This window comes from Ruegeria halocynthiae, assembly GCF_900106805.1.
Classification (GTDB): domain Bacteria; phylum Pseudomonadota; class Alphaproteobacteria; order Rhodobacterales; family Rhodobacteraceae; genus Ruegeria; species Ruegeria halocynthiae.
Map to the genome: position 1 here is coordinate 188797 of NZ_FNNP01000005.1, position 12861 is coordinate 201657.

Annotated in this window: 9 protein-coding genes; 2 read left to right on the forward strand and 7 right to left on the reverse strand. The window is 58.7% G+C overall.

The genetic code is table 11. The annotated features are described in order from the left end of the window. Positions 1-51 precede the first annotated feature (51 nt). From addA to regB, 7 genes are all read right to left on the reverse strand, one after another. The gene (addA, locus tag BLU89_RS14530; RefSeq protein ID WP_074737558.1) at positions 52-3411 is read right to left on the reverse strand and encodes a double-strand break repair helicase AddA; all 3360 of its coding nucleotides are present in this window, start codon (positions 3409-3411) and stop codon (positions 52-54) included. Continuing rightward, positions 3408-6335, reverse strand: coding sequence for a double-strand break repair protein AddB (gene addB, locus BLU89_RS14535; protein ID WP_074737559.1), 2928 nt, complete (start codon positions 6333-6335; stop codon positions 3408-3410). Before addB ends, addA begins: the two co-directional genes overlap by 4 nt. After that, positions 6328-7014, reverse strand: a complete 687-nt coding sequence (locus tag BLU89_RS14540) for a nucleotidyltransferase family protein (protein WP_074737560.1) — start codon at positions 7012-7014, stop codon at positions 6328-6330. The genes addB and BLU89_RS14540 overlap by 8 nt, the downstream gene beginning before the upstream one ends. Then, the gene (locus tag BLU89_RS14545; protein ID WP_074737561.1) at positions 7011-8015 is read right to left on the reverse strand and encodes an aminoglycoside phosphotransferase family protein; all 1005 of its coding nucleotides are present in this window, start codon (positions 8013-8015) and stop codon (positions 7011-7013) included. The genes BLU89_RS14540 and BLU89_RS14545 overlap by 4 nt, the downstream gene beginning before the upstream one ends. Then, complete coding sequence (gene tsaE / locus BLU89_RS14550; RefSeq protein WP_074737562.1) at positions 8012-8482, reverse strand: tRNA (adenosine(37)-N6)-threonylcarbamoyltransferase complex ATPase subunit type 1 TsaE; 471 nt, start codon at positions 8480-8482, stop codon at positions 8012-8014. The genes BLU89_RS14545 and tsaE overlap by 4 nt, the downstream gene beginning before the upstream one ends. 41 nt (positions 8483-8523) lie before the next feature. Further along, positions 8524-10032 carry a PAS-domain containing protein gene (locus BLU89_RS14555; RefSeq protein WP_074737563.1) on the reverse strand — a complete coding sequence of 503 codons (1509 nt, stop codon included), beginning with the start codon at positions 10030-10032 and terminating at the stop codon, positions 8524-8526. 66 nt (positions 10033-10098) lie between these two features. After that, positions 10099-11490, reverse strand: coding sequence for a sensor histidine kinase RegB (regB, locus tag BLU89_RS14560; RefSeq protein WP_074737564.1), 1392 nt, complete (start codon positions 11488-11490; stop codon positions 10099-10101). Positions 11491-11582: 92 nt separating this feature from the next. Between regB and BLU89_RS14565 the strand changes: the two genes are divergently transcribed. Further along, positions 11583-12200, forward strand: a complete 618-nt coding sequence (locus tag BLU89_RS14565; RefSeq protein WP_074737565.1) for an SCO family protein — start codon at positions 11583-11585, stop codon at positions 12198-12200. Positions 12201-12286: 86 nt separating this feature from the next. After that, on the forward strand, positions 12287-12841 hold the full coding sequence (locus tag BLU89_RS14570; RefSeq protein ID WP_074737566.1) for an ActR/PrrA/RegA family redox response regulator transcription factor: 555 nt from the start codon (positions 12287-12289) through the stop codon (positions 12839-12841). Positions 12842-12861 lie beyond the last annotated feature (20 nt).

A 12861-nucleotide genomic window follows, 5' to 3' on the forward strand; every position in this document is an offset into this window, starting at 1 on the left:
CCTGAATGGGGAATGCTTGGGCACAGAACGTAGGTGCCGTGTGGGGGGAGGTCAAGATATAGGGTTACGCGCTAAGGCGTCTGTCACCATATCGTGTGGCAGCCACATTAGATGTGCGGTCCGTGTCCACAGAATGGCGGTGCGTATTCGGTGGTCAGGATAGATCTGTGTCAGGGCGTGCGCATATGCCCCCATCTGACGCAACAGCCCTTCTGGGCAGGATTCAGGGCTGTCCGGGACAGTCGCATTTGATTTGAAATCAATCACATGAACTTCCTCTCCCGTTATGACCAGCCGGTCGATCACGCCGTGCATTCTTATGCCGCTCAAATCGGCAGTCACCGGAATTTCGGCCAGCGCATCCGGTGCGAATACGGATTTCAGATGAGCGGCGGTCAGGACAGTGGCTGCCTCATTCAGTAACTCCCTGCGTTCAGTATCTTGCATATCCGCCAACAACCGCTTGCAGAGCTGTGGCCATTGATCCTGCGCAACGCCAGGCAGGTGTTCCAACAACAGGTGCAGACAGGTGCCACGGCGTTTTGCTGCCTCTTCATTTTGACCTGCATCCCCGGGCAAGGCCTTGGCGCCCCCCAGATCAGAAGGTTTAAGCGTTTCTGCTGGTGTCTGCGGTTTGCGCGCAGGGGTTTGGAAGAATGCGGGCAGTTTCCGTTCGGTTGCCATAGCGCTGTCACGCTCGACGAAAGGCAACGCGTCCCAATCCCCATGTGCCAGCCGTAGCTTCTGGGATCCGGGTATCTGAGTGGCCCCTGCGCGCGCCATCGCGGCCTCGACCATTTGATACCAGCTGCTGCCATCCTTACCCACATCACCGGCCGCCGCCACAAACAGCCACTTTTCAGCCCTTGTTAGAGCCACATATAGCAAACGCAGCCGTTCGTTTTCCTCGCGCTTTCGCGCCTCTTCACGGGCCTTAGCGATCAGTGTGGGTGACGCATCAGCGGGCACTTTCCACAAAGGGGTATCCCCCGCCATCATGATTTCGGCATCGCGTGGAGGTTGCCGTTTACCGGTATCGGGCAAAATCACGATCGGCGCTTCGAGCCCTTTCGAGCCATGCACGGTCATCACCCGGATCATGTTTCCGACACCGCTCATCTGGCGCTTGATCTCCAGATCGTCGGTCTGCATCCAGACCAGAAAACCGGTAAGGCTGGGAATATCCGTACGCTCATAAGCCAGCGCCTGCGACAACAGCGCATTGATGCCGTCCTCAGCTTCGGCCCCTAGCCGGCCCAACAGTTTGCGACGCCCGTCATGGCGCGTCAGAATGCGTTCGATCAGATCGTAGGGACGCAGAAAATCTGTCTGCCCGCGCAGATCGTTCAGAACCGCCAGTGTTTCCGGGAATTCTTCGGCGCGGTTTCGCAGTGCGGCCCACAGATAGGTTTCTTTTCGACGATGGGCCAGATCGAAAAGCTGCTGTTCCGACCAACCGAACAACGGAGATTTCAGTACTGTTGCCAAGGACAGGCTGTCCTCGGGGGTGGCGAGATAGCTCAGCAAAGCTGCCAGATCTTTGACCGCCAGCTCTGCGCCCACTTTCAGACGGTCTGCGCCAGCGATGGGCAGGCCCTGGCTTTTGCAGGCGCGGATGATCTCGGCAAACAGGTCTGAACGGCGCTGGACGAGGATCAGAAAATCTCCGGGCTGGACCTTGCGCCTGACAAAGCTGCCAGGCGTTTTTCCGTCATCGGGGATCGTTACTTCACCATCGATCATATCTCGGATCGACCGGGCCACCTTTTCGGCCAGAATGACCGTATGGTGCTGCGCATTGGGCCGATCAACCGGATCGGTCCAATCAGCATCCTCATCATCTTCAACCTTTTCGACCACCGGCCACAGGTCCACGCGGCCGGGAAGATCAGCCTTGAACGCGCGATGGAGTGAATCCTTGTGAAACCCGGCTTCCGAGTGGTTTTCGAACAGGATATCCACCAGCCCGAGGATCGCACTGGAGGATCGAAATGAATACTCCAGCGTCCAATCCCACAATTTAGAGCCTGATTCTTGCAGTTTTTGCCCAAATTCAGCCTGCATCCGGTCAAAAGCCTGCGGGTCGGCACCCTGAAAGGAATAGATCGACTGTTTCTTGTCCCCGACCACAAAGATCGTGCGCTCGACCCCGCACCGGGCCCCTTCTCCGCTGGTGAATTCCTGTGCCAGTTTTTCGATCACGTCCCACTGATCCGGGCTCGTGTCCTGTGCCTCGTCCACCAGAATATGATCGATCCCGCCGTCAAGCCGATATAGCACCCACTCCGCCACTGCCGGGTCGTTCAGTACCTGCCGCGCGCGCAGGATCAGATCGTCGAAATCCAGCCAGCCCCGCAATTGCTTGCGCCGCTCATATTCGGGCAGAAAGACCGCAGCAAAGCGATGTAGAACATGGGTTTTCTGTGCTGCAACCAATGCAAGCCGCTGTTCCCGCGCGGCCTCGACCCGCAGCATAAGAGCTTCGAGTTGAGGCATCCGGTCGGCCAGCATTCCTTCGCGCAGCGTCTTGGTCGGGAAACTGTTGATTTTTGCGGTAAATGGTTCTTTCGCCGACTTTCCTGTTAAAAATACGCTTTCGAGTACAGGCAGAACGCCCAGCCGAGGTTCGGTAAATCCAGCAAGCTTGTCGGCCGCTTTCGCGTTATTTCCGCCGCTCTCGGTCAGCGCGGGCAGAATGGATCGAACCAACTCTGTTTCACCGCCCAGAAACACGCTGCCCAGCAATATCTGTTCATCGAAACACGCGGGCAGATCAAAACGCTGCAGCACATCCGGCCAGTGCAGCCCGTGTTCAAAATGATTGCGTCGTTGCGCAACGGCGGCGGTGAGTTTGTCAAATCCTGTATCAGTGACGAACCGGGCCACATCCTCGATCAATGCGGCCTGCGGGCCCTCGGCGAAATCTTCGATGATCTCTTCGCGCAGCAATGTCGCGGCGCGATCCTCCATCTCGGCGAATTGAGGGCTGACCCCGGCTTCAAGCGGAAACCGTCGCAGCAGCGAGGCACAAAAGGAGTGGATCGTCTGGATTTTCAGCCCGCCCGGCGTCTCGATAGCGCGCGCAAACAGAGTCCGCGCCTGTGCCAGCCGATTGGGATCGATCACACCTGGCACGCCAAGCTCGATCAATTCGTCCTGAAGGTCGCTGTTGCCCAGCATCGCCCACTTACCAAGCCGCTTGAACAGCCGGTTCTGCATCTCGCTGGCGGCGGCCTTGGTGTAGGTCAGGCACAGGATGTGTTGTGGCTGAACACCATCCAGCAACAGACGCGCCACCCGATCCGTCAAAACCCGTGTTTTGCCCGAGCCTGCATTGGCTGCCAGCCATGTAGACGCATCCGGACGTGCAGCCTGCACTTGCCGTTCGGTTGCGTCGTTGCACGGGCTCATCTCAGGTCCTCCGGTTGGGTTTCAGCCGAACGATCCCATTCCCCAAACCGAGCGAGGTGATCATAGTCACCGATATCTGTGTCCTTGTGCAGCATCCGGCGCGATGAATACCCCTGATCAGGCTCTAAATATGCTGAAATCAACTCTTTCAGCTCGGCCAGAACCTTGTCTGCGGGCTCTTTTTGCAACGGTGCGGGCACCTCTTTGTACGTCCCGCCCATACCTATGAAGATCGCCTGTGCAACCGGGAGCGGGTCAAATCCGTCGATACCGCCCTGCTCGGCAATCGCAGCCTCGATCAGCAATTGCTTGTCGAACTTTGCTTGCTGGCTTTCCGTCGGTGGGGTGCCCGTCTTGTAGTCGATGATCCGCAACGCCCCCTGCCCGCTTCGGTCGATCCGGTCGGCGCGCCCGGCGATGGTGAAATCGAGCGGCGCCAGCGCAATGTTCATTCCAACCTCAAAGGCCACCGGTCCGCCATCGCTGCGACGCTGGATTTCAGCAGACAGAAAACTGTCGGTGATCCGCTCCAACCGTGCCAGCCACAGTTTTCGCGCCGTGGGCCACGCAACATGATCCATTAACAGAGCTTCAGCTCGTTTCAGGAAGTTGTCACGGCTGAGCAGAGAGGAATCCAGAACGCTGTCGCGAACGAAGTGTTCCATGACTTCGTGGATGACGATGCCGCGCAACAGGGCGTCCGGTGCCTGGACCAGCGAATCCAGTGGTTTTAGCCGTAAGACATGTCGGGCGTAGATCGCATAAGGATCGCGGATCAGACGTTTGATCTCGGTCACCGACAATCGCCGGGGTCGTGCCGAAACAGGAGGCCGTGGAGACGGGCGGTGTGCGGCGTCGATCCGGGGCGCCTGTTCCAGTGTTTCCGCCCAATCCAACCATTGCCGACCCCGCGCGCGCATCGCTGCCAAAGCGTCGGTCCCGCCCTGTTCGGGCAAGCCCTGCAACAGGTTGGTCAAACGGTTCACCCAGCGGGATGGCACGGTTTCCGCGTCATCCGATCGGATGGCGCGCGTCAAAACCACCTCTGGCGCGCCTACCGCTTGCTGGAAGTCATGTGCTGACAGGCCGATCCGGCGTTCTGGCAACAAAAGCCCGGCGGCGTTCCGCATTTGCCGATTGAGCCAGGGATCAGGAGCCGCGGCTTCAGGCCAGCTGCCTTCGTTCAGACCACCCAGGATCAAAAGGTCGGCGCCCTGTACCCGCGCTTCAAGCGTGCCCCAGATCATCAGATGCGGATGAGGTGCATCGCGGTCGCGGATCTCTTCACCTGCCAGCAATGCGCCCAGAAGGTCGGCGAAATCATGGGCTGTCATCGTGCCGCCATGGTGCGCCTCGTCTTCCAGCGCTGTTATGACTGCAAGCGCCTTTTGACCTGCATTCTTGTCCCACAAAGTGCCGGTCTCCCCGGTCGCGCCAGCCGAGATCGTCTCGGCCAAGGTGCGAAGCCGGGAGACCCAATCCGACAGTGATTGCTCGCCCGGGCTGTGCTTATCGCAGAATGACTCTGTCACCCAGTGAACCCATGCCTCGGGTGCTTCAGCGCGAATGGCAAAAGCGGTCAGGCTGGTGTTGTCGGGAAAGGGCGGCCCGTGACGGCGCAGGTCAAGTTCCAGATCGCGGGAGTGCAACAGATGGATGCCCCGGTCGCCGCCATCATGGCATAGCGGATGTTTTAGCAGCGTCAGCAAAGCCTCACCATCCAGGCGTCGGGCAAACAACCCGGCGACATGGCGCAGAAACCGACCCGGTGGAGACAGTTGCAGCGGCAGGCCCGCGCTGTCATCGGGCAGGATATTCCACCGGTCCAGTGCCGCGCTGACTTGACGGGTCAGCATTCGGTCGGGTGTGATCAGCGCTGCGGTCTGCCCGGTTTCAGCCGCCTGGCGCAAGCGCAGCGCAATGGCCAATGCTTCGGCCCGAGGCGAGGAGGCCTCGATCAGCGTGACGTCCTTGGTGGCGCCGTTCAGGACAGGCAGGTGCGGACCTTCGGTCATCCATGCGTCGGTCACTGGGGCGGGACGTAATGCAAGAGAAATCAATTTGTTACGAGAGGGCGAGGGTGCCTGATCTGGCATCCACGGCAGGATCTGATCCGGGTTCAACCCAAGCCCCAGCATCAGCTTACGGAACCGGTATTGGGGATGATCCTCAGAGGACAGCGCGTCATCCAGATTGCGCCAGACGTGTTCGGGTTGATCGAAATCATAGCCCGGCAGCACCAGCGCCCCTTGTGGCAGTCGTGCAACGGCCTGCATTAGCATCAAGGTGGTACCGCGCGACCCGGTGGAGCCCGCCAGTATGATCGGATGCGTGGGTGGAGAGACCTGCCAGCGTGCGATCAGATTCTCGATCACACGCCGTTGCCGGGCCTGCGCATCCATCGCGCCTGCACCGGAATCCATGAACTGATCAGCGATGCCGATAAACGCCTGCGCCCGCGCCCAGTGGCCGGACATGTCGCTGACATCCAGTTGTCTGATCGCGTCAGGCGAGACACCTTCGCCCTGCATCTCGTCAATCAGCGCGGCCAAACTGTCGGACAGATCAAACAAGGATGATCGCGCGGCCAGATCGGGTTGCTGGTCCAGCAGTTTACCGATCAGTTGTGTCAGCTCCAGCCTCCGGCGCAGAGGCGGGATCGCAGGTGGAACCTGTGCCAGATCCGCGCTTTCCCCAAGATCAGTGAGCAGGGACAATCGCGGCAGCAGGCAAGCAGGTCCCTGATCGAACAGATCGCGTACCCTGCGCGCCATGCGACGGGTATTGACCACAAGTTGCACACGGGCCAAAGCGTCAGGGGGCTGTCCCTCAAAGCGCCGATGCAGACCGTTGACCAGAAACTTGGGAAAATCCGCACCCGGTGGCACGGCAAAAACCCGGGGCAGGGTGCCGGGCTCAAACATCGGCGATCATCTCTTCGGCCAGCTCAATGCCTTCGGGCCGACCTACATCGCACCATCGACCCGGATAAACCATTGCAAACAAACGTCTTTGCTCAAGCATCTGATCCCACAGTACATTCAGAGAAAACGCGTCTTCTTCAATTCTATGCAGCCCGTCGGTTTTCAGGATCTGCGCGCCGCCATAAACCAGACCAGTCCCTCGGGAGATCCGTCCGGTGCTGTCCTGGGAAAAGTCGCCCGGGCCGGTGTGGCCAAGGGTTTGCCCGACCGGAACGCACATTAGCAACGCATCCATTTCATCAGGATTCCAATGGTCTCGCAGCAGGTACAGCGGGTTGGGACCGGCCCAGATTGCATCGCTGTTCAGGGTGAAAACCGGTCCGGAACCTAGTAATGGCAGTGCAGCGCGCAACCCACCGCCAGTCTCTAGAATGTGCGGTTCTTCCCGCGACAACGCCACGTCCCGGTCCGCTAGATAAACGGCGAGCTGATCGGCGTGGTAGTGTAGATTGGCGACAACGCGCAATGGCCGTAACGCATCGACCAGATCCAGCGTGTGGTCCATCAAAGGCCGCCCGGAAACCTTGATCAGAGGTTTGGGTCGATCCTTGGTCAGCGCGCCCATGCGGGTGCCAAAACCAGCGGCGAACAGCATTGCAGCTTGGGGTGTACCGGTCATTGCGATCTCAGCTTTGCAAGGTTTTCCGGATTTGGATCGGGCAGGGCGCCGCGTAACAGATCAGCTACCGGCACCAGCGCTGGATGTTCCAGATCGCGCATCAGATGCGCCCAAGCGGCCGGGATCAGATCGACGTAATGCGGCTTCCCGTAATCCGTCGCCAGCCGGGCAAACCCGCCCAGAATACGCAGGTTGCGCTGAGCTCCTAAAACCGAATAAGCGGTGCGGAAATCATGCCCGTCCACGCCGGTTGCGGTGATGTAGCGGTCGATCATCCGCATCTCGATCCCGACAGGCACGGTTCGGCGCACATCCTGCAGCAGCGACATCAGGTCATAAGCGGGATGCCCCAGCATCGCACTTTGGAAGTCCAGCAGACCCACGCGCGCGATGCCGTCGCGCCCGGGCAGCCAGATCAGGTTTTCCGCATGATAGTCGCGCTGCACAACAACCCGGTTTCCGCCGGTTTCGCGATGCAGGATATCGGCAAAACGAAGCTCGAACCGGGCACGGGCTTCTTCGTCATGCGACCCCAGAACACCCTGCGCATATTTTGTAAACGAGAGTGCTGCGAATTCGGTCATCAACGCGGGATCGTAACTGTCGAGCGAAAGTGTTGGCGCTGCGTGCAGATGCACAAGCACATCGGTTGCCGCACTGTAGAGCGTGCGTTCCAGTGCCGGATCATCCCGTAGGACATTAGCAAAAAGCGCGTCTCCCAGATCTTCGAGCAGAAGAAAGCCGTATTCGCTGTCTTCGGCATAAATTTCCGGCGCGCTCAGCCCGATAGAGCGCAGATACTCCGCCATGCGCACGAAAGGTTCGACCGCCTCACCTTTTTCGGGCGGGGCGTCCATCAAAACGGCAGTCCGGCCATTGGCGGGATTGGTCAGACGCTCGTACCGGCGGTTCGAGGCGTCACCGGCCAAAGGCGAATGCTGCGCGCTGTTCCATGGGGTTTGAGCGATCAACGCTTCGGCCAGAATGGCCCGGTTCGTCATTGGATCATCTCCAGCTTGGCGTTCCATTTGGGGTCCGACCACGATAGAGCAAGTTGCCGCATGTCGTGATCGTTGGGGTTGGTGATGAACTGGATCAGTAATGCCGGTTGCGGCGTCAGCGGACCCAGTTTTGCGGGCCATTCAACCAGGCAGATGCCGGTGTCGAAGGCGTCGACCAGCCCCAGTTCTTCAACCTCTTCCACAGTGGTGAGCCGATAGAGATCCGAATGCCAGACCTCTCCGATTCCGGTCTCATAGATCTGAACAAGAGTGAAGGTCGGCGAAGGCACATCCTCGGGGAATTTCAGAACAGATTGAATTAAGGCGCGGGCGAAATGGGTTTTGCCGCTGCCGATTGATCCCTCAAGCAGGATGGTATCGCCCGGCTGCAATACGCCGCCCAGTCGGGCGGCGAGGGCAGCGGTATCCTGAGGGGATTTCAGGGTCAGTTTCAGCGGCGCAATCATGGCGCCACAATGAACCTGCGCTTGGTTGGCTGCAACCCGGTTCAGGCGCTGAATTTTCGCATTTCAGCAATGTCTTCGACTGCGCTGCCGGTGCAGAAACGAACGATGGTCGCCCCATTCTGCATGGGGCTGACAGTGCATGTCATCCTACCGCCGGATTTAAGGATCAATTCACCCGACCAATCGGTGCGATTCTCGCGCGCAGTCACGAATTCGCGGATCTCGCCAAGGATCGGCGTGGCAGTGCAGTGCTCCTGCCATTGGCGGGTAATCTCAAGAACCGTTGCGGGTTCGAACCCGGCCTCGTCGCTGTCGCCCCACAGCATTTGATAGGCGTAGTTCGTAATTGCCAGTGTCCCGTCGTCCGAGAACACGGCAATGGCATCAGCGAGCTTGTCCAGGATTGATTGCATCAGATCCATCTCTGCGCGAAACCGCCGGGTCAGGGTGATTTCGGCTGTGATATCCTCGAACAGGAAGGCCACAGCCCCATCGGGGTGCGGACGACCGCTGACGGAATAGACCGAACCCGAAGGAAGCGACCAGGTTTCCTGGTAGTTCCCGTCCTGTGCGGCCTCAAGTAGATCATTCATCTGTCGCCGCCAGCTACGATAATTCTTAGGCTCAGGCATCATGTGCTGATCGCGCAGCCGGTCAAAAAAGCTGGATAGACTTGGGCGCAGGCTTAGAAAATCCGGCGGTAGCGTGGTCAGGTCGATGAGCGCGGGATTGAACAGGGCCAGTTGCCGATTGCGGTCAAAGATCGCCAGACCGATCGACAGTTGCGCAAAGGTTTTGGTCATGGTTTGCACGAATTTGCGCTGCGCGGTCTCAGCCGCGACAATCGCATTGATATCGACCGCATAACACAGCTGATCCTGATCGCGGGCCACGCGGGTCAGATCGAACCACAGCTTGGCATCGCTGTCCCGGACCGGAAGCGAGATACGGGTTTTTCGGCCCAACAGCGCCTGATCCGTGAGCGATGGAAACAACGGGTCTGTCAGATCCGCATCCGGTCCAACGATTTTGCGCACCAGAGAAACATAGGCCGCATTGCACCACTGTACCTTGTTGTCATTGCCCAGCAGCCAGACGGGGTAGGGTGCCTGCTCCATCGCAAGACGTATCGGATCATTCGGGTCACGACGTGTAGCGGGCGCAACCTCGGTCAGATCGCGCAGCTGAACCCGAATGATGCCGTCGACCCATTCGCACACAACTTCGCGCTCGACCGTGCAGTCAATGGCTGAAACGGCGATGTTCCCCTCAGACCGGACAGCCTCGGGCGTTTCGGGGAAAGCGGGGAAATCACGTTGCAGCAATCGCCGAAGATCAGCCCAGTTGCGGACGGCTTCGTAGCCTGCCAGTGCAATATCGGAGTGGCTGATCAGGCGATCGCCGTCGAACAGAAAGACAACATCAAACAGTGCTCCGGGCGCTGACAGCCCGAAATCTCTTGTTTTGGCCTGATGGCGCGGTAAGAGCCATAATATCGCAAAGCTGGCCGAAACCACGCTGATTGCGGCCAGAACGATCCAGTCGGCCATTGGTCCAACGCCCCTGTCAAAACAACCCGAGCCTGTATGAACAACAATGGTTAACGGGGTCTTAACTCAGATCTGGAAGGGCTGGTTTGCGCCGGACGGGACCGGAGTATCGCCGGTTTGCGCATCAATCAGCTTGCGTGGCCAGATGACATGGACGATCGCCCCCTTGCGGTCCGGCTGATCGGTCAGAGTTTGATATGGGTCGGCGCCGTTGGCAAATTGAAGCTCGGCCCCACTGCGTTCCAGCAGCGTTTTGGCGATGAACAGACCCAGCCCCATACCCTCGTATTCGGGCCGGCTGCTGCGATCGGCACGGCGTCTGCGCATGAACGGGTCACCAATCCGTCCGATGATATGGGAAGGATAGCCGCGCCCATCATCCATGATCGAAACGCTGATCTGGTCCGACGTCCATTCCGCCTCGACCCAGACCGTCGACTTGGCGAAATCCACCCCGTTCTGGATCAGATTGCGTAATCCGTGAATGATCTCGGGCTTGCGCAGGATCGAGGGCTGCTGCACATCCCCATCCGCAACTGGCCCTTCATCGAAATAAACCACCTTGCCGCGATTGATATGCGGTTCTGCCGCTTCGTGTATCACGGTGGACAAAGGTGCCTGACGCAAGTGCAGGTCGTCTTTGCCGGCCCGGCCCATGTCGCGTAGAATATCGCGGCAGCGATCGGCCTGCTCCCGGATCAGGGCGGCGTCTTCTTTCAGTTCCGGGCGATCCTCAAGCTCTTCGATCAGTTCCGAGCTGGCCAGCTTGATCGTGGCCAGCGGTGTACCCAATTCATGGGCTGCGGCTGCAACCACTCCACCAAGATCGGTCAGTTTCTGCTCGCGCGCCAGCGCCATATGCGTGGCCGAGAGCGCTTCGGACATTGATTGCACCTCGGAACTGATGCGGTGAGAATAGGCCCCGATAAAGACGATTGCGATGATGATCGCCGCCCAGTTGCCGAACAGCAGAATGTCGGGGATATCCAGCACCAGCCCCAGTTCGGTGCGCAGGGGCAGATGGAACTGCGCCAGCAACGTGGTCAAGATCACCGCGACGCTACCGATGATCAGGGTCGAACGTGTGCTCATCACATTTGCGGAAATCGTTACCGGACCTAGCAGCAACAACGCAAACGGGTTGTTCAGCCCCCCTGTGAGATACAGCAGGATCGACAGTTGCAGCAGGTCAAACAGTACCATCAGAAAATTTTCGAACTCGGACAGGCGCTTGTTTTCGGGAAACAACAGGATGGCCGTCAGGTTGCCCATCACCGACACGCCGATTGCGAAATAGCACAGGGCCAGTTCAAGCTGGACGTGATAATACTGCTGCGCAACCGTGATAGCGGTGAACTGGCCGATGATGGCAACCCAGCGCAACAGGATCAGCGTGCGCAGCCTGATCCATGTGCTGCGTTCCTGCCCGCGCCAAAGACTGGTATTGGAATCCGTCATCTGTCGATTATGTCCTATTGCGTCGGTCCATCATGTTGATAGGTGTCCCGGCAGAAACGATCAATAACTCCCTTCGTATCAGGATATCCGCCATGGTCCGCCTTTACGCTATTCTTGCAACCGTTGTTCTGTGTATCGGCCTTGGGGCTATGTGGTTGCTGACACGCGGAGGTGCCGACGACAAGTTCGCGCAATGCCGCTCGGCCCAGATCGCGGGTGGGTCGGCTGCCATTGGCGGACCGTTCGAACTGGTCAACGCCAAGGCTGAAACGGTAACCGACAAGGACGTGATCACCGAACCGACGCTTGTCTATTTTGGATATACATTCTGCCCCGATGTCTGCCCGCTTGATATGTCACGCAACGTCGAAGCGGTTGACCTGCTGGCAGAACGCGGACAATCGGTCACCCCGCTGTTCATCTCGATCGATCCGGATCGTGATACGCCAGAGGCCGTAGGCGATTTTGCTTTCAACCTGCATGAGCGGATGATCGCGCTGACTGGATCGCCCGAGCAGGTCAAAGCGGCCAGCAAGGCCTACAAGACCTACTACAAAGCCCATGACAAAAGCGACGAGTATTATCTGGTCGATCACTCCACCTTTACCTATCTAGTCACGCCCGAAGACGGGTTCCTTGAATTCTTCAAGCGTGATGATACCGCCGAGCAGATGGCGGACAAGGTTGGTTGCTTTCTAGATCAAGTCTGACCGCAACAGTCGATTTGACCTTTGGAATGGCGCTGCTATTACTCATGTTTAAGCCAAGAGGCATGAAATAGCGGAAAGACTCACATATGGCAGACAGTTCCCAGCTTGAAATCGGCCCCGATAAATCGCTGCTTCTGGTGGATGACGACGAGCCGTTTCTGAGACGTCTGGCCAAGGCCATGGAAAAGCGCGGCTTCGAGGTTGAAACAGCCGGTTCCGTTGCCGCTGGTCGCGCCATTTCCACGGCACGCCCTCCTGCCTATGCGGTTGTTGATCTGCGCCTTGAAGACGGTAACGGTCTGGATGTGGTTGAAGTGTTGCGTGAAAAGCGCCCCGACAGCCGGGTTGTGGTTCTGACCGGGTACGGAGCCATCGCCACAGCCGTGGCTGCGGTGAAGATCGGCGCGACCGACTATCTGTCAAAACCCGCCGACGCCACCGACATCACCAACGCTCTGCTGGCCAGTGGTGACGAATTGCCGCCGCCACCGGAAAACCCCATGAGCGCCGACCGCGTGCGCTGGGAGCACATCCAGCGTGTCTATGAGCTATGTGACAGGAACGTTTCGGAAACTGCCCGCCGCCTGAACATGCACCGCCGGACGTTGCAGAGGATTTTAGCAAAGCGCAGTCCGAGATAATGCACGCCCATATCGCACTG